We start from the raw sequence: 21,512 nt of genomic DNA, 5'->3' as shown, positions 1-21,512 counted from the left end.
CGCAAAACGAGGCTTCCTGAGAGGCTTAATCGCAGGTCACGATCTTCATCGCCAGGCCGCCGCGAGAGGTTTCGCGGTATTTGGCGTTCATATCTTTACCCGTTTCGTACATGGTTTCGATAACCTTATCGAGACAGACGCGCGGTTCGCTGGTGCGGCGCAGCGCCATACGCGCCGCGTTTACCGCCTTCACGGAGGCAATCGCGTTACGCTCGATGCACGGAACCTGTACCTGTCCGGCAACCGGATCGCAGGTCAGCCCCAGGTTGTGTTCCATGCCGATTTCCGCAGCGATGCACACCTGCGCCGGGCTTGCGCCTAACAGCTCCGCCAGACCTGCCGCCGCCATGGAGCACGCCACGCCGACTTCACCCTGACAGCCCACTTCCGCACCGGAAATGGAGGCGTTCATCTTATACAGAGAACCAATCGCACTGGCCACCAGCAGGTAGCGTGCCAGCGAGTTCGCGTTCACTTCACGGATAAACTTGTCGTAGTACGCCAGTACGGTCGGAACGATGCCGCAGGCACCGTTGGTTGGCGCGGTGACCACACGGCCCCCTGCGGCGTTTTCTTCGTTTACCGCCAGGGCGAACATGTTGATCCAGTCCACCACGGCCATCGGGTCCGTTGTCGTTTTGTCGGTGCTCACCAGCATACGGCGCAGCGCCGCCGCACGACGCGGTACGCGAAGCTTGCCCGGCAGAACGCCTTCGGTGGTGATCCCGCGCTCAATACCGCCGCGCATCACGTCCCAGACGTTAGCGAAGTGCTGTTCCAGCTCCTCTTTGCTGTGCAGCGCCAGCTCGTTTTTCATCATCAGACCGGAGAGGGAAAGGCCCGTCTCCTGGCAGTGGCGCTGGAGGTCTGCCGCCGTTTTGTACGGATACGGCACCTCGACAGAAGAGGTACTGGTTTGACCAAAGTGGTCTTCGTCGACGATAAAACCGCCGCCGATAGAGTAGTAAGTCTGGCTGTATACCGCTTTGTCGCCGGCCAGCGCGGTAATGCGCATGCCGTTTTCGTGTAGCGACAGGTTGTCCGCATGGAAATTCATGCAGTGGTCAACCGGGAATTCAACCTCATGCTCGCCGTTCGCCAGCAGCAGGCGCCCGTGGGTGTTCACGTCCTGGATAAAGCCAGGGATCGCATCAATATCAACGGTGTCCGGCAGGTTTCCCGCCAGGCCCATGATAATGGCGATATCGGTGTGGTGGCCTTTCCCGGTCAGGGAAAGTGAGCCGTATACATCGACAACCACGCGGGTGATGTCGTGCAGGATGCCGCGTGCAATCAAGTCATCCGTGAACTGCTTACCGGCTTTCATCGGTCCGACGGTGTGAGAGCTGGAAGGACCAATACCGATTTTGAAGATATCGAATACGCTAATCATGATGCGTCCATTGCTTTCAGTCAGAGAGGAGGGAGTGCGCCGTCCGGGGACGGCGCGGGTGAGAATCAGAACATGGTGTACAGGGAGTAGAAGATCGCAGAGATAGCGATAAGCCCCATGATAACCACAAAGACGTTGCTGACATGACCGCTGTACTTACGCATAGCCGGGACTTTCTGAATCGCGTACATCGGCATCAGGAACAGAATCATCGCGATGACCGGGCCGCCAAGGGTTTCAATCATGCCCAGGATGCTTGGGTTCAGCGTCGCTACCGCCCAGGTGGTGAGCAGCATGAACAGTGCAGTGATTTTGTTCAGCTTGTTGATTTCAATGCTCTTGCCTTTACCGCGCAGAGATTTGATCACCATACCGTTGAAGCCTTCACGTGCGCCGAGGTAGTGGCCCAGGAAGGATTTGGTGATGGCGATCATCGCGATGATCGGTGCCATCCACGCAATCAGCGGTGCGTTAAAGTGGTTCGCCAGGTAAGACAGAATTGAGATGTTCTGCTCTTTCGCTGCCGCCAGGTCCGCCGGGGAGAGGCTCAGTACGCAGCTGAAGACGAAGAACATAACGGTCAGCACCATCATGATGTGAGCGCGTGCCAGGATGCTGGAGCACTTCTTCTCTGCGCCATTACCGTACTCTTCACGTTTCGCCACGGCGAAAGAGGAGATGATTGGGGAGTGGTTGAAGGAGAAGACCATTACCGGGATCGCCAGCCACAGGGTCATCAGCAGGCCGTTACCGGTTGCAGACGCGCTGCTCAGGGACAGGGTTTCCAGCGCTGCGCCGTTCCACTGTGGGATCAGGTAGCAGGCCAGCAGCATCAGTGCGGCCACAAACGGGAACACCAGCACGCTCATCGCTTTCACAATCATCTGCTCACCGAAGCGCACGATGGTCATCATGCCGACAATCAGGATCAGAGACAGGATGGCACGCGGTGGCGGCGTCATGTGCAGCTGGTGCAGCATGAAGCTTTCAACGGTGTTGGTGATCGCCACGCTGTAAACCAGCAGGATAGGGTAAATCGCAAAGAAGTAGAGCAGGGTAATCAGTTTACCTGCGCCCACGCCGAAATGCTCTTCAACCACTTCAGTGATGTCTTCGCCCGGGTTTTTACCGGACAGCACGAAGCGGGTCAGACCGCGGTGTGCAAAGAAGGTCATCGGGAAAGCAATGATAGCCATAATGATCAGCGGAATCAGACCGCCGACGCCTGCGTTGATAGGAAGGAACAGTACACCAGCGCCGATTGCCGTGCCGTAAAGGCCAAGCATCCACATGGTATCCGTTTTGCGCCAACCACTTCGGGATTCAATCGAAGCAACGGTGCTGGTTTGAGTGGTTTCCATCTGTATCTCCTGGAGGAAGCAAATTGTCAGGTTTTTAGTCAAATCCGATGAAAAAGTGCCTGACGGTAATATGAAATTCGTTCAGTGACGGTTTTTTAATAATTTTCGCCCGTAACTATTGGCGGGCGGAAAGATACATTCTCGTTATGAATCTATCAGTGATCGCGATCCCAAATGCAATAATCCACTTATGATGTGGGCATCTTTAGACCATTTATCTGTTAAAAAAACATCAAAGAGAATTTACGCGCGCGAAGGCTACCACCAACGACATGTGCGCTGAAAGACTGGCCCTTGATATAGGTGTCTTTCGCTGTAAAGAAATGGGTTTTTAGTATTTTCTGGCAGGTAATTTGGATTAAGGCTGATAATTTACGGTTGAAAGATATAGGTAATCGTTTGCGTTTGTGGCGATTTTGTAAAAGATATAAGTGATGCCTATGAATTACATCAGGAATAAAAAAAGCCGGAACGCGCGACAGGGCGACCCGGCTTTGATGAGATGCCGCTAAGCGTTATGTGCAGATTTCGTAGCAAGGAATATAGGCGGAGCCCGGCAGCTTCATGCGGTGCTGGGCGACAAAGCCCTGCAGCATGTCATCCATGCGGCGCATCATCTCCGGGTCGCCGTGGATCTTGTACGGACCGTACTGCTCAATGGCGCGGATACCGACCTCTTTGACGTTGCCCGCCACAATCCCGGAGAAGGCGCGACGCAGATCGGCGGCCAGGACTTCCACCGGCTGGTCCGGGTAGAGTTTCAGGTTCGCCATGTTCTCGTGTGAAGGCTCGAACGGGATCTGCAGGTCCGGCGCAATGCGGATTGACCAGTTAAAGCTGTAGGCATCCCCGGTATCGCGACGGTTCTCCTTCACCAGCGGCATCGCTTTTTTCATCTGGCGCGCCACTTCCGCAGCATCGTCGATGATGATGCGATAGTGACGACGCGCGGCTTCACCCAGCGTGTGTACGATAAACTCGTCCAGCACGCGGAAGTAGTCGGCGCTCTCTTTCGGCCCGGTCAGGATCAGCGGCAGGACCTGATCTTTGTTGGCCGGGTTCATCAGAATACCCAGCAGATAGAGCAGCTCTTCCGCTGTCCCCACGCCGCCCGGGAAGATGATGATGCCGTGGGCGATACGAACAAACGCTTCAAGACGTTTTTCGATATCCGGCATGATAATCAGCTCGTTAACCAGCGGGTTAGGTGGCTCAGCGGCGATGATGGACGGCTCGGTCATGCCGATAAACCGTCCCTCTTTGTAGCGTTGCTGCGCGTGACCCACTGCGGCCCCTTTCATTGGCGCTTCCATCGCACCCGGACCACATCCGGTACAGATATTCAGCTCGCGCAGGCCAAGCTGGGTGCCCACCCGACGCGCATAAAGGTATTCGGTTTCGTTAATGGAGTGACCGCCCCAGCAGACGACCATGTTCGGCGCTTCACCCACGTGCAGGGCACGGGCGTTGCGCAAAATAGAGAACACCAGGTTGGTGATATGGACCGAACTTTCCAGGTCGAGATGCTGGAAGCGGCCTGCGTTGTGGATCTGCCCGTTAACAAACAGGATGTCACGCAGCACGGCAAACAGGTTAGCCTGAAGTGAACGGATGATGCGTCCGTCGACGAATGCCTCTTCCGGCGGGTTGATGACTTCAAGCTTCACGCCGCGCTCGCGGCGCAGCACGTTGATATCAAAGCTTTCGAAGCGGGACAGCAGTTCTTTACTGTTGTCTGTCAGGCTTCCGGAGTTCAGAACGGCAAGTGAACAGTTACGAAACAGTTGATAAAGATCGCTGCTGGCCGTGCGTTTAAGCATGTCCACTTCCAGCTGCGACAACATATCCATTGAGCCAAGCGGGCTAATATGTGTAATCAAGTGAGCTCCTTACGGGACGATTATCGTCTTTCCCTGTTGATTACAATAGCCCTGCCGCGTGACGTTTCACAACCTAAAGCGCGGAAGATACCGCGCATATTGTGAAAATATTTATATTACTGACGCACCAGCCGGCCCGTCGCCGGGACAAAATCGGTATTGGTGCGCCACGGGTTAATGTCCAGGCCGCCGCGGCGGGTGTAGCGCGCGTAAACGCTCAATTTTTCTGGCTGGCAGAAGCGTTGGATATCGCTAAAGATGCGCTCCACGCACTGCTCGTGGAATTCATTGTGATGGCGGAACGACACCAGATAGCGCAGCAGCTTTTCCCGGTCGATTTTTGGCCCGCGATACTGGATCTGCACCGAGCCCCAGTCCGGCTGGTGGGTAATCAGGCAGTTGGATTTAAGCAGATGGCTCACCAGCGTCTCTTCAACCACCTTGCCGCTCGCCGCGTTTTCGAGGTAATCGGCGCTGAATTCATAATTCTCCACCTCGATATCCTGATCGTCGATGCAGGTCCCGTTGAAGTGGGCGACTGGCTGGCCTTCCAGCTCGTGCAGGCGGTACAGTGAAACGCTCACCTTTCCCTGCGCGCAGGCGCTTAAATCACGTTCCAGGGTGCGCTGAACGTCGTCCCAGCTGTTGAATTTGGTCTGGTTAAAACTGTTGAGATAGAGCTTAAAGCTTTTGGACTCGACGAGATTCACGCTGGCATAGTCCAGCTCAACGTGTCCCACCGCCACCTGCGGCAGGCCGCGCGCGTTGAGCCACGAGAGTTCGTACAGCGTCCAGATATCGCCACCCACGAACGGCAGCGCGTCCGCGTGCAGTCCCAGAGGGTCGCGGTTCAGGCTACGCGGCACGCCCTGCAGCAGGCTTGCATCGTAGGTATCGCGGTAATCGGTCGATTTACCCAGCGTTAAGCCGGTTAACGCCTGATGATTTTCGTAAGACATGTTTCATAGCCACTTTACAGGTACACTTATGGCCTGAGTTTATCCTGTCTGACAAGAAGAGAGAAATCGGTGGACATCGAAACTGCAAATGCCCTCACTACCTTTACGACCCGCTATTGCGACGCATGGCATGAAAAGCAGGGCACGTGGCCGCAAAGTGCTGATTTATATGGCGTCCCTTCGCCGTGCATTATCTCTTCGCTTGAGGATTACGTGATCTGGCAGCCGAAGCCGAATAACGGTGAGCAGAATGTAAATGCGGTTGAACGAGCAATGGACATTGTGGTACAACCAGCGGTTCATGCGTTTTATGCCACGCAGTTTGCAGGGGATATGCCCGCGCGTTTTGCGGACATGACGCTGACGCTGTTGCAGACCTGGAGCGAAGACGATCTGCAGCGTGTTCAGGAAAACCTGATTGGTCATCTGGTCACGCAAAAACGCCTTAAGCTTTCTCCGACGCTCTTTATCGCCACGCTGGACAGCGAGCTGGACGTTATCTCCGTCTGTAACCTGTCAGGCGAAGTGATTAAAGAGACTATCGGTACCCGCAATCGCGAGACTCTCGCCTCTTCTCTTGCGGATTTCCTCACCCGACTTGAGCCCCTTCTGTAATCCATGCTGCTACAGCGCGTGTGAGAGATCTCTTACAAGGTTTGTGAGAGATCGCTGGAACATTCAGTATTACCTCATTAAATTCAGATTAATATCACTCTATTTTTCAACGAATTAGTTGTTCCTCCTATTATTTTTAGGGAGTCCCCGCGTCTTACAACGCTGGCTGAGTGGGTTGTAAGACGAAGCGGAATAGCGAATTCTATCTCCGTCGACAGGAAGCCGACACGAGAAACGAACATCAGGATGATGGCGTTTCTCACACAGGACTCGTCAGGATGGCGCAGCAGGAAGGCTTCTGGATGAAGCGAAGTGGATAACGCAGGATGCGTAAGGGACACCTCCAGGAAGGAGAACGAGAGCCGGTCAGGATGGTCGGTGGGTCAGGAAGGCCAGGACGTTTCAGGATGAAACAAACACGTCAGGAAGATGTGTGCAGGATGCGAAAGGTAGACGGATGACCAGGCCTTCGGGCTTCAGGAAAAGTTGTCACGGATGAGCAGGGAGCACGAATTGTAGCTGGAATGCTGCGGAACGAACCGGGAGCACTGTTTTTACAGTGCTCCCTTTTTTATTTCTGCCTTTCGCAATGCTATGCTGCGCGCCGTTCACATTTTCAGTTGAGGTTACTATGACGCAACACGATAGCGTTCGTGCTCAGTTGCACGCCATCGAAGCCCTTTTGCGCCAACATCAGCTGTGGCAGGAGACCGCGCCGCAGCCAGAAGCGTTCACCAGCACCCAGCCTTTCTGCCTGGATACGCTGGCCCCTTTCGAGTGGCTACAGTGGGTGTTAATTCCGCGCATGCACGCCCTGCTTGAGGGGGGGCACCCCTTACCGCAGGCGTTTGCTGTCTCTCCCTATTATGAAATGGCGCTCGACGCGACGCACCCTGCGCGCGACGTCATGCTGGTCGAACTGGAAAAGCTGGATGCCCTGTTTGCCGGTGAAGATGCATGACGCTTGAGATCCTCTATCAGGACGAGTGGCTGGTGGCGGTGAATAAACCGTCAGGCTGGCTGGTGCACCGCAGCTGGCTGGATCGCGATGAGAAAGTGGTGGTGATGCAGACCGTTCGCGACCAGATTGGTCAGCATGTGTTTACCGCCCATCGCCTCGACAGGCCGACCTCCGGCGTGCTGCTGATGGGGCTTTCCAGCGAAGCTGGCCGTCTGCTGGCGCAGCAGTTCGAACAGCACCAGATCCAGAAGCGCTACCACGCGATCGTGCGTGGCTGGCTGACCGAGTCCGCCACCCTGGATTATCCGCTGGTGGAGGAGCTGGACAAAATCGGCGATAAATTTGCCCGGGATGACAAAGGCCCGCAGCCGGCCGTGACCGATTATCGCGGCATGGCAACCACGGAAATGCCGGTAGCCACCAGCAAATTTCCGACCACACGCTACAGCCTGGTTGAGCTTCTGCCGAAAACCGGGCGCAAGCACCAGCTGCGACGCCATCTGGCGCATCTGCGCCACCCGATTATTGGCGACAGCAAACACGGTGATTTGCGCCAGAACCGCAGCGCGGCCGAACACTTTGGCTGCCATCGTCTGATGTTACACGCAAGCGAGCTGAGCTTGATGCACCCGTTTACCGGCGAGCCGCTGACTCTCCGCGCGGGGCTGGACGACGTCTGGATGCAGGCGCTGTCACAGTTTGGCTGGCTGGGACAACTCCCCGAAAATGAAAGGGTTGAGTTTGTATCGGGCAACGTTCAGGATGAAGAGTAAGCGCATTCACTATGGGAAAATAGCATGGCTGAAGTAGGCATTTTTGTCGGCACAATGTACGGCAACTCGCTGCTGGTCGCGGAAGAGGCGGAGGCGATTCTGGCAAGCCAGGGTCATAAAGCCACGGTCTATGAAGACCCGGAGCTGGCGGACTGGGAAAAGTATAAAGATAAATACATTCTGGTGGTGACCTCCACCACCGGGCAGGGCGATCTGCCGGACAGCATCGTGCCGCTGTTCCAGGGCATTAAAGACCAGCTTGGCTATCAGCCAGACGTTCGCTACGGCATCATCGCCCTCGGCGACAGCGCTTACGCTAACTTCTGCGGCGGCGGCAAGCAGTTCGATGCGCTGTTGCAGGAGCAGAGCGCCCAGCGCGTCGGCGAGATGCTGCTGATTGATGCGGGTGAGCACCCGGAGCCAGAAAGCGAATCAAACCCGTGGGTGGAGAACTGGGCCTCACTTCTCAAATAACACTCTGCCCGGCGGCGCTTCGCTTGCGCGGGCCTACGGGTTTTCCAGGCCGGGTCAGGCGTAGCCGCCACCCGGCATTACACTTCGCACCAAACGCCATTTCCGTGAACCACCTTCCACTCCTCTGGGCTTATGCCCTAAACAACCTCCCTCACGCCCTTTAATACTGTGTTTTTGCACGGTGAGGTGAAGAGGCACTCCTTCATATACTTTTCCGGTCACGATAAAACGGCTTCAGGCCGTACCAAAACGACAAAAACCAATCTCATTCTGCTTACCCTACCGGTGCTGTACAGAATGAACCAGGCGAAAGCTATGTTTCAGGAGTGCAACAATGAGTTCATTAAGCCACGCAGCGAGCAGCGCTGAAAAGCGCACCAATGCCCGCTACTGGATAGTGGTGATGCTGTTTATCGTCACGTCCTTTAACTATGGTGACCGCGCCACGCTGTCGATTGCCGGCTCGGAAATGGCAAAAGATATCGGCCTTGATCCCGTGGGCATGGGTTACGTTTTCTCCGCCTTCTCGTGGGCCTACGTCATCGGGCAAATTCCTGGCGGCTGGCTGCTCGACCGCTTTGGCTCGAAACGGGTCTACTTCTGGTCCATCTTCATCTGGTCTGCCTTTACTCTGCTGCAGGGCTTCGTCGATATCTTCAGCGGCTTCGGCATTATCGTCGCGCTCTTCACGCTGCGCTTCCTGGTGGGCTTAGCGGAAGCGCCTTCCTTCCCGGGCAACAGCCGCATTGTGGCGGCCTGGTTCCCGGCGCAGGAGAGGGGAACGGCGGTGGCGATTTTCAACTCCGCACAGTACTTCGCGACGGTGATCTTTGCGCCCATTATGGGCTGGCTAACCCATGAGGTGGGCTGGTCGCACGTGTTCTTCTTTATGGGCGGACTCGGGATCGTCATCAGCTTTATCTGGCTGAAAGTAATCCACGAACCCAATCAGCATCCTGGCGTAAACAAAAAAGAGCTGGAGTACATCGCGGAAGGCGGCGCGCTGATTAACATGGATCAGAAATCCTCGACGGCGAAAGTCCCGTTCAGCCAGAAATGGGCGCAGATCAGGCAGCTTGTCGGCTCGCGCATGATGATCGGGATCTATCTGGGCCAGTACTGTATCAACGCCTTGACCTACTTTTTCATCACCTGGTTCCCGGTGTACCTCGTGCAGGCACGCGGCATGTCGATTCTGAAAGCGGGGTTTGTTGCCTCGGTCCCGGCCATCTGTGGCTTCGTGGGGGGCGTGCTCGGCGGGGTGATTTCCGACTGGCTGATGCGCCGCACGGGTTCACTGAACATCGCGCGTAAAACGCCCATCGTGCTCGGCATGCTGCTCTCCATGACCATGGTGTTCTGTAACTACGTCAATGCCGAGTGGATGATTATCGGCTTTATGGCGATGGCCTTCTTCGGCAAAGGCATTGGCGCGCTGGGCTGGGCGGTAATGGCGGATACGGCCCCGAAAGAGATCAGCGGCCTGAGCGGCGGTCTGTTCAACATGTTCGGCAACATCTCCGGGATTGTGACGCCCATCGCTATCGGCTACATCGTCGGTACCACCGGCTCTTTCAACGGTGCGCTAATCTACGTGGGTGTGCATGCGCTGGTGGCGGTCCTGAGTTACCTGGTGCTGGTGGGGGATATCAAACGCGTCGAACTTAAACCTGTTGCGGAGCGTGGCTGATGACAACGCAATCGAGCCCTATCGTCACCGAGATGAAGGTCATCCCGGTGGCCGGGCAGGACAGCATGCTGCTCAATATTGGCGGCGCGCATAACGCCTGGTTTACCCGTAATATCGTCGTGCTAAAAGACAGCGCAGGGAATACCGGCGTGGGCGAGGCCCCTGGCGGAGAGGTGATTTACCAGACGCTGGTCGATGCCATTCCGCAGGTCGTGGGGCAGGAGATTGCCCGTCTGAACAGGGTGGTTCAGCGGGTGCATAAGGGCAACCAGTCGGCAGACTTTGAGACGTTTGGTAAAGGTGCCTGGACGTTTGAACTGCGCGTCAATGCGGTCGCCGCACTAGAAGCGGCTCTGCTTGATTTACTGGGTAAGGCGCTCAATGTCCCGGTCTGCGAACTGCTGGGGCCCGGCAAACAGCGCGATGCGGTCACCGTGCTGGGCTATCTGTTCTACATTGGCGATCGCAATAAAACCGATCTCCCCTATCTGGCTCGCTCCAGGGGCGAACACGACTGGTATCGCCTGCGCCACCAGGAAGCGCTCTCCAGCGACGCGGTGGTGCGGCTGGCCGAGGCGGCGCAGGATCGCTACGGCTTTAAGGATTTCAAGCTGAAGGGCGGCGTGCTGCCCGGCGAGCAGGAGATTGAAACGGCCCGGGCGCTGAAAAAGCGCTTACCGGATGCGCGGATCACCGTCGATCCCAACGGCGCATGGCTGCTGGATGAAGCGATTAGCCTGTGCAAAGGGCTGGGGGATATCCTGTCCTATGCGGAAGACCCCTGCGGCGCGGAACAGGGCTTTTCGGGCCGCGAAGTGATGGCCGAGTTCCGTCGGGCCACCGGACTGCCGGTGGCGACCAATATGATCGCTACCAACTGGCGCGAACTAGGTCATGCGGTGATGCTGAACGCCGTGGACATACCGCTGGCGGACCCGCACTTCTGGACGCTCTCAGGCGCGGTCCGCGTGGCGCAGCTGTGCGATGACTGGGGACTCACCTGGGGCTGTCATTCGAACAATCACTTTGATATTTCGCTGGCGATGTTTACCCACGTTGGCGCGGCGGCGCCGGGTAACCCGACCGCCATCGACACGCACTGGATTTGGCAGGAAGGCGAAGCCCGCCTGACGAAAAATCCGCTGGAAATCATCAATGGCAAAATTGCCGTACCGGATGCGCCGGGCCTGGGCGTGGAGCTGGATTGGGATCGGATCCATAAAGCCCATGAGGCGTATAAAAAATTGCCGGGCGGCGCGCGAAACGATGCGGGCCCGATGCAGTACCTTATTCCCGGCTGGACATTTGACCGTAAGCGCCCTGTTTTCGGACGTCACTGATAAAAGGATTACACGATGAGTACTTTTACGACCCCTGTCGTCACTTCCATGCAAATCATTCCGGTTGCGGGCCATGACAGCATGCTGATGAATCTGAGCGGCGCGCACGCGCCGTTCTTCACGCGCAACATTGTCATCATCAAAGACAATGCCGGCCATACCGGCGTGGGTGAAATTCCGGGCGGGGAGAAGATCCGCAAAACGCTGGAGGACGCCATTCCGCTGGTGGTGGGCAAAACGCTGGGTGAGTACAAAAATGTCCTCAACACCGTGCGTAACACCTTTGCCGATCGCGATGCCGGGGGCCGGGGTCTGCAGACCTTCGATCTGCGCACCACTATCCACGTGGTGACCGGCATTGAAGCCGCGATGCTGGATCTGCTGGGCCAGCATCTGGGCGTTAACGTTGCGTCGCTGCTGGGCGAGGGGCAGCAGCGCAGCGAAGTGGAAATGCTGGGCTATCTGTTCTTTGTCGGCGACCGCAAGCTGACGCCACTGCCGTATCAGAGCCAGCCGGATGAACAATGCGACTGGTACCGGCTTCGCCACGACGAGGCAATGACCCCGGATGCGGTGGTGCGCCTGGCGGAAGCGGCATACGAAAAATATGGCTTCAACGATTTCAAACTGAAGGGCGGCGTGCTGGCCGGGGAAGAAGAGGCGGAAGCCGTCACCGCGCTGGCAAAACGTTTCCCGCAGGCGCGTGTGACGCTCGATCCGAACGGGGCCTGGTCCCTTGATGAAGCGATTGCGATCGGCAAGCAGCTGAAAGGTGTGCTGGCCTACGCGGAGGACCCGTGCGGGGCTGAGCAAGGCTTCTCTGGCCGTGAAGTGATGGCGGAATTCCGTCGCGCTACGGGGCTGCCGACCGCGACCAATATGATTGCGACCGACTGGCGTCAGATGGGACACACCTTATCCCTCCAGTCAGTCGATATTCCGCTGGCTGACCCGCACTTCTGGACGATGCAGGGGTCGGTTCGCGTGGCGCAGATGTGCCATGAGTTTGGCCTGACCTGGGGTTCGCACTCCAACAACCACTTCGATATCTCGCTGGCGATGTTCACGCACGTCGCCGCCGCTGCGCCGGGCACGATCACTGCTATCGACACCCACTGGATCTGGCAGGAAGGTAATCAGCGTCTTACTAAGCAGCCGTTTGAGATCAAAGGTGGCATGGTGCAGGTGCCTTCTACGCCGGGGCTGGGGGTTGAGCTGGATATGGATCAGGTCATGAAGGCCCATGAGCTGTATCAGAAACACGGTCTGGGCGCGCGCGACGATGCGATGGCGATGCAGTATCTGATCCCTGACTGGACATTCGACAATAAACGCCCGTGCATGGTACGATAAACGCATTGGGACCGCTCCCATGAGCGGTCTTTTACGTGGTGTATGCTTAACGTAACGACTATGCGTAAGGATGGCTTATGAAAATTGTTATCGCACCGGACTCGTATAAGGAAAGTTTGAGTGCGCTTGAGGTTGCGACAGCGATAGAGCGTGGTTTTCGCGAGATCTTTCCCGAGGCGGTTTACGTGAAGCTGCCGGTCGCGGACGGTGGCGAAGGGACGGTTGAGGCGATGATCGCGGCAACGCAGGGAAGCATTGTACATGTTCCGGTGACCGGCCCGCTGGGCGAGCGCGTGGAGGGGTTTTATGGCTTGTCCGGTGATAAGCAGAGCGCCTTTATTGAAATGGCGGCGGCAAGCGGCCTGGAGCGGGTTGCGCCTTCGCAGCGTAATCCGCTGAAAACCACCTCCTGGGGCACGGGCGAACTGATTCGTCACGCGCTGGATGCGGGCGTTAAGCATATTATTATTGGCATTGGCGGCAGCGCTACCAATGACGGCGGCGCAGGGATGGTGCAGGCGCTGGGGGCGAAGCTGCTGGACGACAATGAACAGCCTCTTGGGCAGGGCGGGGGCGAGCTGGGAAAACTCGCGCGTATCGACCTGAGCGTGCTGGACAAGCGTCTGGCGGAATGCCGGATTGAGGTGGCCTGCGATGTAACCAATCCGCTTACCGGGAAGGATGGCGCGTCAGCCGTATTCGGCCCGCAAAAGGGGGCCACTCCCGAGATGATCGTCACCCTGGACAATGCGCTTGCGCACTATGCGAGCGTCATTGCCCGGGATCTGGATATCGACGTACTGAACCTTGCTGGCGGCGGCGCGGCGGGGGGCATGGGCGCGGCGCTCTACGCCTTTTGCGGCGCGCAGCTGCGCCAGGGCATTGAGATCGTGACCGATGCGCTACACCTGGCCGACCAGGTGGCCGATGCGGATCTGGTGATCACGGGGGAAGGCCGCATTGACAGCCAGACGATCCACGGCAAAGTCCCGGTGGGGGTGGCGAAGGTGGCAAAACGCTTTAACAAACCCGTTATTGGCATTGCAGGCAGCCTGACGGCGGACGTTGGCGTGGTACACGATCACGGCATTGATGCCGTGTTTAGCGTGATCTACACCATCTGCACGCTGGAAGACGCGCTGGAAAATGCCGGCGAGAACGTCAGGATGGCCGCAAGGAATATCGCGGCGGTGCTGAAAGTGGGGCAGGCATTTTAACTGTGATTGCCGGGTGGCGGCTTCGCCTTACCCGGCCTACGTTAGTGCACCTGTAGGCCCGGCAAGCGTAGCGCCACCGGGCTTTTACCTCAGCTCCCCAACACCTTCATCGCTTCCCGCGTCACGTTATCCATTTCATCCAGCAGCTCCAGGAACTCCGGTTCAAGCTCCGATTCCGGCGTGCCCGCACGCAGCTGCTGCTCCAGAAGCTGACAGAGGTTTTTCAGCCGCGGTACGCCGCTGTACCCGCAGCTGCCGTGCAGCTTGTGGATTGCGTCCAGCAGATCTTCCGGGTTTTCACCCACCAGCTGCTCTTCCACCTTATTGCGAATTTCCGGCAGAAACGCGACCAGCATTTGCAGCATGTCGCGGGCCAAATCGGGTTTACCTGCCGCCTGGCGCAGCGCGAGCTGCCAGTCAAAGGTGGCGTTCTGATTAACGCTTATCTCAGCCTGCTCGCTGGAAACCGTGTACGTTCCGCCAATATGACCCGGCTTGTAGCGCAACAGCAGGCTATGAAGTTTCTCTTCATCGATGGGCTTTGCCAGATAGTCATTCATCCCGGCGCTCAGCAGCTTCTCCTTCTGGCCCGCCATCGCGTGCGCGGTGACAGCAATAACCGGCGTTTGCTGCTGATGCGGCAGCTGGTGGATCAGCTCGCAGGCCCGGATGCCGTCCATGCCCGGCATCTGAATATCCATCAGGATTAAATCGAACTGCATCTGCTTAGCCTGTTCAACCGCCTGCGCGCCGCTGGTGCACAGCTCCACATGCTGAACCTGGTCCTCAAGCAATGCGCCAATGAGCTTCAGGTTGGCCGGATTATCATCCACCGCCATCACGCTCATCGGCAATTTTTGCTCATCGTTAATCAGCGGAAGGGCATGCTGGCTAAGACGGCAATATTCCGTGAGGGCTGGCAGCAAACGGGTTGCGGTCAGTGGTTTCAAAAGACACGCGGCCGCGCCGTCGTTTTTCAGTTCTTCCGCGTTGAGCTGCCCATGGCACGGCAGCGCCAGCAGCAGGTAGTCGGTCATCGACGCGGCTTTCGCCAAGCGCTCCTGCTGCATGGTCAACTCGCCGGTGAAGGTGACCGGAATGCCCATCAGCAGAATATCGTAATGCTCTACGGCAAGCGCCGAGAAGGTGGGGCTGTAGACCACCTCCAGCGGCGTGGTGCTTAAGATGTCGAGCGTACACTGCGCCGCCGCAGCGTTAGGCTCAACGTAGGCCAGACGCTTGCCTTTCAGGCAGTCCGTCACCGGGCCATCGGTCAGCACGTTCGGATTAAGGTCCAGATTAATGTGGAACCAGAAGGTTGAACCGCGGTTTGGCTGGCTGTGGAATGAGATATCGCCGCCCATCTCGTTCACCAGGCGCTGGGTGATCACCAGCCCCAGACCGGTACCGCCATGACGGCGGGAGATGCTAGCGTCCGCCTGACGGAACGCCTGGAACAGACGCGACTGGTCGCGCTCCGGAATACCGATGCCGGTATCGCGGATCTGGACTTCAATCTGGACCTTATTGCTGCTGATCGAGCGTTTCTCTACCAGGATGTCGATATTACCGCTTTCGGTGAACTTAATGGCATTCCCGACAAGGTTGGTTATGACCTGCTGCAGGCGCAGCGGATCGCCAATAACGTTATCCGGCACGTCGTTTTTAATGTTAAGCGTCAGCTCCAGGCCTTTGTCGTGCGACGAGTGCGCGAGCAGCGTCACCACTTCATCCAGCGTGCTGCGCAGCGGGAAGGGGATACTCTCGAGGATCAGCTTGCCCGCTTCCAGCTTGGAGAAGTCCAGCACGTCGTTAATGATCGCCAGCAGGTTGTTGGCCGAGCGTTCAATGGTATGCAGGTGATCCCGCTGAGTGGGGTTGAGCTCGCTTTTCAGGGTCAGACGGGTAAAGCCGATCACGCCATTGAGCGGCGTGCGCAGCTCGTGCGACATATTGGCAAGGAATTCCGATTTAATACGCGCCGCTTCCTGAGCGCGCTTTTTCGCCAGATCCAGCTCAACGTTCTGGATCTCCATCTGCTCCAGCGTTTCGCGCAGGTCGGACGTCGCCTGGTCAACGTTGTGCTGCATCTCTTCGTGATACGCCGCCAGCGACATCGCCATCGAGTTGATGCCGTTTTTCAGCATGTCCAGCTCGCCCAGCATAAACCCTTCCACACGGCTGTCGAGCTGTCCCCGGCGGATGCGGTCAACCGTGTTAACCATGTTGCGGATGGGACCCGTCACGTCGCGCATCAGGCGCCAGCCGAAGATCAGCGCAATGCCGATGCAGAACAGCATCATCACGCCGGAAATGAAAATCTCTTTGTACTGCTGTAGCCGGACCGACTTGAGATCCAGCTCCAGCGCCACATATCCCAGCATATTATTGCTGGATTTGGCGTCGGACTGTGCAGACTCATCGGGGGAATAGCTTTCCGACACGATCGGCGTGCGCAGGATCATGATATCGCCGCGCCGCAATACGGTGAGGTGGCGCGGGAACGGCGTACCGTCCGGGATTTTCAGGGCCGCAGGATCGAGATGAAAGTTTGAGGTCACAAACAGGCGGTTATGTTCGTCGTAAACGGAAATGGCGCGTACGATGTCCGAGTGGCGGCGGTGGAGTACGCTGATTAACTGCCCAATGGATTCGCGGTTTTGCAGGTTCATGCCGTACTCGCTGGAGACGGCAAGCGGTTCGATAATACTGGCGCCTGCATCTTCCAGCTGTCGCTGCAAATCGTTATAGCGGTGCACCACAAAGAAGATACTCAGCAGCAAACCGATGAGAACGGTGGGGGCGAGGATCAAAATCATCATGCGCGCGCGCAGGCTGTAGTTGGTCATGGCGTTCCGTTATGGGACAATTAAGATAATTATGGTTATGTGAGAAAAATCTCGGCGATGGCGCAATTCTACTCTGCAAAGCGACGCGTGACGACGCGTCAAATCATCACTGTTGAGGCCACGGACCTCGATCCGTTTGGCCAGGGAGTGGCACGCCACAATGGTAAGGCTCTGTTTATAACAGGTTTACTGCCAGCAGAACGAGCAGAAATTACGCTGACGGAAGATAAACGCCAGTTTGCGCGCGGGCAGGTTAAGCGTCGCCTCAGCGATAGCCCGGAGCGTGTGGCACCCCGCTGCCCCCATTTTGGCGTGTGCGGCGGCTGCCAGCAACAGCATGCGAGCACAGAATTACAGCAAAAAAGCAAAAGCCGCGCGCTGGCGCGTCTGCTCAAACATGACGTTAACGAAATTGTTGCCGATCAGCCCTGGGGCTATCGTCGTCGCGCGCGCCTGAGCCTCAGCTATCAGCCAAAAACGGAGCGGCTGGAGATGGGGTTTCGCAAGGCCGGCTCCAGCGACATCGTTGACGTGAAGCGGTGCCCCATTTTGGTGCCCCATCTTGAGGCATTGCTCCCGGAAGTGCGCATCTGCCTCTCCGGGCTGGACGGCGTACGCCATCTTGGGCACGTCGAACTGGTCATGGCAAACAATGGCCCGCTGATGGTGCTGCGCCATACCGCGCCGTTGTCGAAGAAAGATCGCGAAAAACTGGAACGCTTTTCGCATTCCCACGACCTGGCACTTTTCCTTGCACCACAAAGCGAGATACTTGAACAGGTTACCGGTGAGTCGCCCTGGTATGCGTCAAACGGGCTACGCTTAACGTTCAGCCCGCGGGATTTCATTCAGGTGAATGATGGCGTTAACCAGCAGATGGTGGCGAAAGCGCTGGCGTGGCTGGACGTTCAGAAAAGCGACCGGGTGCTCGATCTGTTCTGCGGAATGGGCAACTTCACGCTGCCGCTGGCGCAAGAAGCGGCCAGCGTCGTCGGTGTGGAAGGCGTTGAGGCGCTGGTGGCGAAAGGGCAGGAGAACGCGCGGCAGAACGGCTTGCAAAATGTGACATTCTTTCATCAAAATCTTGAGGACGATGTCACCCAACAGCCGTGGGCAAAGCAGGGCTTTGATAAAATTTTGCTCGACCCGGCACGTGCCGGTGCCCCGGGCGTGATGGCACATATTATTAAACTCGCGCCAAAGCGTGTGGTCTATGTTTCCTGTAACCCGGCAACGCTTGCCCGGGACAGCGAGGCACTGCTCAGCGCGGGTTACCAGATTCAGCGTCTGGCAATGCTGGACATGTTCCCGCACACTGGGCATCTGGAATCGATGGTGTTGTTCAAGCACATCTAATTTGTTTGGCTTGTCGACTTCGACAGGCCCTGGTCCCTAAAGGAGAGGACAATGGTTGCGGTAAGAAGTGCACATCTCAATAAAGCTGGGGAGTTTGACCCACAAAAATGGATCGCAAGTCTGGGAATTTCCAGCCAGCAGTCGTGTGAACGCTTAACCGAAACCTGGGCCTATTGTCTGCGCACCACGCAGGGGCATCCCGACGCCGATCTTCTCCTGTGGCGCGGCGTGGAGATGGTTGAAATCCTGTCCATGCTGAACATGGACATCGAAACGCTGCAGGCCGCGCTGCTCTTCCCCCTCGCGGATGCGGACGTGGTCAGCGAAGACGTGCTGCGCGACAGCGTCGGAAAATCCGTCGTCGCGCTGATCCACGGCGTGCGCGATATGGCAGCCATTCGTCAGCTCAAAGCCGCGCATACGGATTCTGTCTCCTCAGAGCAGGTCGATAACGTTCGCCGGATGCTGCTGGCCATGGTGGATGATTTCCGCTGCGTGGTCATCAAGCTGGCCGAGCGTATTGCCCATCTGCGAGAGGTGAAGGATGCGCCGGAAGACGAGCGCGTGCTGGCTGCCAAAGAGTGTACAAACATCTATGCGCCGCTGGCGAACCGGCTGGGGATTGGTCAGCTGAAGTGGGAGCTGGAAGATTACTGCTTCCGCTATCTGCACCCGGCGGAATACAAACGGATTGCCAAACTCCTGCACGAGCGCCGTATCGATCGCGAGCACTATATCGAGGAATTTGTCGGCGGACTGCGCCAGGCGATGAAAGAAGAGAACGTGCGCGCCGAAGTCTACGGTCGACCAAAGCACATCTACAGCATCTGGCGCAAAATGCAGAAGAAACACCTCGCCTTCGACGAGCTGTTTGACGTGCGCGCCGTGCGTATCGTGGCGGAGCGTCTGCAGGACTGCTACGCCGCGCTGGGGATAGTGCACACGCACTTCCGTCATCTGCCCGATGAGTTCGACGACTATGTCGCCAACCCCAAACCGAACGGCTATCAGTCAATCCATACCGTGGTGCTTGGCCCTGGCGGTAAAACGGTCGAGATTCAGATCCGCACCAAACAGATGCACGAGGACGCCGAGCTGGGCGTTGCCGCGCACTGGAAATACAAAGAAGGCACGTCCGGCGGGGCGCGTTCAGGCCACGAAGACCGCATTGCCTGGCTGCGTAAGCTGATTGCGTGGCAGGAAGAGATGGCCGATTCCGGCGAGATGCTCGACGAAGTGCGCAGCCAGGTCTTTGACGATCGCGTCTACGTCTTTACCCCGAAAGGGGACGTTGTCGACCTGCCGGCCGGCTCTACGCCGCTCGATTTTGCCTACCACATCCATAGCGATGTCGGGCACCGCTGCATCGGGGCGAAAATTGGCGGGCGTATCGTACCGTTCACCTATCAGCTGCAGATGGGCGACCAGATTGAAATCATTACCCAGAAGCAGCCGAACCCGAGCCGGGACTGGCTTAACCCGAACCTGGGGTATGTCACCACCAGCCGCGGGCGCTCGAAGATTCACGCCTGGTTCCGCAAACAGGATCGAGACAAGAATATCCTTGCCGGCCGCCAGATCCTTGACGACGAGCTGGAGCATATCGGGATCAGCCTGAAAGAGGCGGAGAAATTCCTGCTGCCGCGCTACAACTTCAACGAGCTTGATGAGCTGTTAGCGGCGATTGGCGGCGGTGATATTCGTCTGAATCAGATGGTGAACTTCCTGCAGGCGCAGTTCAATAAGCCAAGCGCGGAAGAGCAGGACGCGGCGGCGCTGAAGCAGCTGCAGCAGAAAACTTACGCGCCGCAGCAGCGCAGCAAAGACAACGGCCGCGTGGTGGTCGAAGGTGTCGGTAACCTGATGCACCACATTGCCCGCTGCTGTCAGCCAATTCCAGGCGACGATATCGTCGGCTTTATCACTCAGGGGCGCGGAATTTCGATTCATCGTTCCGACTGCGACCAGCTTGCCGAGCTGCAGTCCCATGCGCCGGAGCGCATCGTGGAAGCGGTCTGGGGCGAGAGCTACTCCGCCGGCTACTCGCTGGTGGTGCGCGTCACCGCCAACGACCGCAGCGGCCTGCTGCGCGACATTACGACCATTCTCGCCAACGAGAAGGTCAACGTGCTGGGCGTCGCCAGCCGCAGCGATACCCGCGAGCAGCTTGCCACCATCGATATGACCATCGAAATCTATAACCTGCAGGTGCTGGGCCGCGTGCTTGGCAAGCTGAACCAGGTGCCGGATGTGATTGACGCGCGTCGTCTGCACGGCGGCTAAACATCCTCTTCCGTAGGCCGGGTAAGGCAACGCCGCCACCCGGCATTTTTCATCAGGACAGTATTATGACTCAAATCGACCGCCTGCTCGGCATCATGAAACGCCTGCGCGACCCGGAAAACGGCTGCCCGTGGGACAAAGAGCAGACTTTCGCCACCATCGCCCCGTACACCCTTGAAGAGACCTACGAGGTGCTGGACGCCATTTCCCGTGAAGATTTTGACGACCTGCGCGGCGAGCTGGGCGATCTGCTTTTCCAGGTTGTGTTCTACGCGCAGATGGCGCAGGAAGAGGGGCGCTTTAACTTTGACGATATCTGCGCTGCCATCAGCGACAAGCTTGAGCGCCGTCATCCCCATATTTTCGGTGACGCTACCGCAGGAACCAGCACCGAAGTCCTGGCCCGCTGGGAGCAGATCAAGAGCGCCGAGCGGGCAGAAAAATCCCAGCACTCCGCGCTGGACGACATTCCGCTGAGCCTGCCCGCGCTGATGCGCGCGCACAAAATCCAGAAACGCTGCTCCGCCGTGGGGTTTGACTGGACCTCACTCGGCCCGGTGCTGGATAAAGTGCACGAAGAGATTGACGAGGTGATGCACGAAGCGCAGCAGGCAATGGTGGATGAAGCAAAGCTTGAGGAAGAGATGGGCGATCTGCTGTTTGCGACCGTCAACCTTTCTCGCCACCTGGGTGTAAAAGCGGAAACGGCGCTGCAAAAAGCCAACCTTAAGTTCGAACGCCGCTTTCGCGAAGTGGAGCGGATTGTCGCCTCGCGAGGCCTGGAAATGAGCGGTATTGACCTCGACGCGATGGAAGAAGTCTGGCAGGAAGTAAAGCGCCAGGAATCTGATCTCTAACGAAATTTTGCGATCAAGCGCAATTTGTGTGATTTTTTAAATGACAAGCGCTTGATTTGCGTCAAAAACATTTACCCAAAAGGGGCTATTTTCTCACTCCTTATGTTTGTCATGGCCTGGAATGGAGACGGAGAATGAAAGTTTGTGGCGC

Annotated in this window: 16 protein-coding genes; 11 read left to right on the top strand and 5 right to left on the bottom strand. The window is 57.3% G+C overall.

Translation table 11 applies throughout. The features are described 5' to 3' along the window. Positions 1–25: 25 nt before the first annotated feature. The 4 genes from ACOTXI_RS14525 to queF form a co-directional block, all read right to left on the bottom strand. Positions 26–1,393, bottom strand: coding sequence for an L-serine ammonia-lyase (locus tag ACOTXI_RS14525; protein ID WP_058653946.1), 1,368 nt, complete (start codon positions 1,391–1,393; stop codon positions 26–28). A gap of 65 nt (positions 1,394–1,458) precedes the next feature. Beyond that, positions 1,459–2,754, bottom strand: a complete 1,296-nt coding sequence (locus ACOTXI_RS14520; protein ID WP_008499642.1) for an HAAAP family serine/threonine permease — start codon at positions 2,752–2,754, stop codon at positions 1,459–1,461. A 515-nt stretch (positions 2,755–3,269) separates the two neighbouring features. After that, positions 3,270–4,634 carry a nucleotide 5'-monophosphate nucleosidase PpnN gene (ppnN, locus tag ACOTXI_RS14515; protein ID WP_008499641.1) on the bottom strand — a complete coding sequence of 455 codons (1,365 nt, stop codon included), beginning with the start codon at positions 4,632–4,634 and terminating at the stop codon, positions 3,270–3,272. A gap of 116 nt (positions 4,635–4,750) precedes the next feature. Further along, complete coding sequence (queF, locus tag ACOTXI_RS14510) at positions 4,751–5,593, bottom strand: NADPH-dependent 7-cyano-7-deazaguanine reductase QueF (protein WP_023294462.1); 843 nt, start codon at positions 5,591–5,593, stop codon at positions 4,751–4,753. Between the two features lie 69 nt (positions 5,594–5,662). On the opposite strand from queF, the gene syd reads away from it, so the two are divergent. The 8 genes from syd to ACOTXI_RS14470 all read left to right on the top strand — a co-directional run bounded on the left by syd (position 5,663) and on the right by ACOTXI_RS14470 (position 14,016). Further along, positions 5,663–6,208: a SecY-interacting protein gene (syd, locus tag ACOTXI_RS14505; RefSeq protein WP_032653211.1), complete on the top strand. Its 546-nt coding sequence runs from the start codon at positions 5,663–5,665 to the stop codon at positions 6,206–6,208. 631 nt (positions 6,209–6,839) lie between these two features. Beyond that, positions 6,840–7,169 carry a YqcC family protein gene (locus tag ACOTXI_RS14500; protein ID WP_046091902.1) on the top strand — a complete coding sequence of 110 codons (330 nt, stop codon included), beginning with the start codon at positions 6,840–6,842 and terminating at the stop codon, positions 7,167–7,169. Further along, positions 7,166–7,942 (top strand): tRNA pseudouridine(65) synthase TruC, encoded by a 777-nt coding sequence (gene truC, locus ACOTXI_RS14495; protein WP_023325990.1) that lies wholly within the window; start codon positions 7,166–7,168, stop codon positions 7,940–7,942. Before ACOTXI_RS14500 ends, truC begins: the two co-directional genes overlap by 4 nt. Before the next feature lie 24 nt (positions 7,943–7,966). After that, complete coding sequence (locus ACOTXI_RS14490; protein ID WP_008499636.1) at positions 7,967–8,416, top strand: flavodoxin; 450 nt, start codon at positions 7,967–7,969, stop codon at positions 8,414–8,416. A 334-nt stretch (positions 8,417–8,750) separates the two neighbouring features. Further along, on the top strand, positions 8,751–10,106 hold the full coding sequence (gene gudP, locus ACOTXI_RS14485) for a galactarate/glucarate/glycerate transporter GudP (protein ID WP_032675441.1): 1,356 nt from the start codon (positions 8,751–8,753) through the stop codon (positions 10,104–10,106). Then, positions 10,106–11,446: an enolase C-terminal domain-like protein gene (locus tag ACOTXI_RS14480; protein ID WP_058653945.1), complete on the top strand. Its 1,341-nt coding sequence runs from the start codon at positions 10,106–10,108 to the stop codon at positions 11,444–11,446. Before gudP ends, ACOTXI_RS14480 begins: the two co-directional genes overlap by 1 nt. Positions 11,447–11,461: 15 nt before the next feature. Then, entirely contained in the window at positions 11,462–12,799 is a 1,338-nt protein-coding gene (gene gudD / locus ACOTXI_RS14475; RefSeq protein WP_058653944.1) for a glucarate dehydratase, read from the top strand. Positions 12,800–12,876: 77 nt separating this feature from the next. Further along, complete coding sequence (locus ACOTXI_RS14470) at positions 12,877–14,016, top strand: glycerate kinase (protein WP_058653943.1); 1,140 nt, start codon at positions 12,877–12,879, stop codon at positions 14,014–14,016. Between the two features lie 89 nt (positions 14,017–14,105). On the opposite strand, the gene barA is transcribed toward ACOTXI_RS14470, so the two are convergent. Further along, positions 14,106–16,865, bottom strand: coding sequence for a two-component sensor histidine kinase BarA (gene barA, locus ACOTXI_RS14465; protein WP_021241900.1), 2,760 nt, complete (start codon positions 16,863–16,865; stop codon positions 14,106–14,108). Positions 16,866–16,922: 57 nt separating this feature from the next. Here barA and rlmD point away from each other — a divergent pair, with 57 nt between their 5' ends. The 3 genes from rlmD to mazG all read left to right on the top strand — a co-directional run bounded on the left by rlmD (position 16,923) and on the right by mazG (position 21,361). Continuing rightward, complete coding sequence (gene rlmD / locus ACOTXI_RS14460; protein ID WP_058653942.1) at positions 16,923–18,221, top strand: 23S rRNA (uracil(1939)-C(5))-methyltransferase RlmD; 1,299 nt, start codon at positions 16,923–16,925, stop codon at positions 18,219–18,221. A gap of 51 nt (positions 18,222–18,272) precedes the next feature. Continuing rightward, the gene (gene relA, locus ACOTXI_RS14455; RefSeq protein ID WP_008499628.1) at positions 18,273–20,504 is read left to right on the top strand and encodes a GTP diphosphokinase; all 2,232 of its coding nucleotides are present in this window, start codon (positions 18,273–18,275) and stop codon (positions 20,502–20,504) included. A gap of 65 nt (positions 20,505–20,569) precedes the next feature. After that, entirely contained in the window at positions 20,570–21,361 is a 792-nt protein-coding gene (gene mazG / locus ACOTXI_RS14450) for a nucleoside triphosphate pyrophosphohydrolase (protein WP_058653941.1), read from the top strand. Positions 21,362–21,512 lie beyond the last annotated feature (151 nt).

The sequence above is a fragment of the Enterobacter cloacae complex sp. BZL2005 genome (assembly GCF_049238885.1).
Lineage (GTDB): Bacteria > Pseudomonadota > Gammaproteobacteria > Enterobacterales > Enterobacteriaceae > Enterobacter > Enterobacter roggenkampii.
Note: the sequence above shows the minus strand (reverse complement) of the source record. Positions and strands in the feature narration are given on the sequence as shown.

Bases quoted from the DNA above. Each gene is read 5' to 3' on its own strand.
- ACOTXI_RS14525 (WP_058653946.1), bottom strand. From the start codon at position 1,393: ATGATTAGCGTATTCGATATCTTCAAAATCGGTATTGGTCCTTCCAGC.
- ACOTXI_RS14520 (WP_008499642.1), bottom strand. From the start codon at position 2,754: ATGGAAACCACTCAAACCAGCACCGTTGCTTCGATTGAATCCCGAAGT.
- queF (WP_023294462.1), bottom strand. From the start codon at position 5,593: ATGTCTTACGAAAATCATCAGGCGTTAACCGGCTTAACGCTGGGTAAA.
- ACOTXI_RS14500 (WP_046091902.1), top strand. From the start codon at position 6,840: ATGACGCAACACGATAGCGTTCGTGCTCAGTTGCACGCCATCGAAGCC.
- truC (WP_023325990.1), top strand. From the start codon at position 7,166: ATGACGCTTGAGATCCTCTATCAGGACGAGTGGCTGGTGGCGGTGAAT.
- ACOTXI_RS14490 (WP_008499636.1), top strand. From the start codon at position 7,967: ATGGCTGAAGTAGGCATTTTTGTCGGCACAATGTACGGCAACTCGCTG.
- gudP (WP_032675441.1), top strand. From the start codon at position 8,751: ATGAGTTCATTAAGCCACGCAGCGAGCAGCGCTGAAAAGCGCACCAAT.
- ACOTXI_RS14480 (WP_058653945.1), top strand. From the start codon at position 10,106: ATGACAACGCAATCGAGCCCTATCGTCACCGAGATGAAGGTCATCCCG.
- gudD (WP_058653944.1), top strand. From the start codon at position 11,462: ATGAGTACTTTTACGACCCCTGTCGTCACTTCCATGCAAATCATTCCG.
- ACOTXI_RS14470 (WP_058653943.1), top strand. From the start codon at position 12,877: ATGAAAATTGTTATCGCACCGGACTCGTATAAGGAAAGTTTGAGTGCG.
- barA (WP_021241900.1), bottom strand. From the start codon at position 16,865: ATGACCAACTACAGCCTGCGCGCGCGCATGATGATTTTGATCCTCGCC.
- rlmD (WP_058653942.1), top strand. From the start codon at position 16,923: ATGGCGCAATTCTACTCTGCAAAGCGACGCGTGACGACGCGTCAAATC.
- relA (WP_008499628.1), top strand. From the start codon at position 18,273: ATGGTTGCGGTAAGAAGTGCACATCTCAATAAAGCTGGGGAGTTTGAC.
- mazG (WP_058653941.1), top strand. From the start codon at position 20,570: ATGACTCAAATCGACCGCCTGCTCGGCATCATGAAACGCCTGCGCGAC.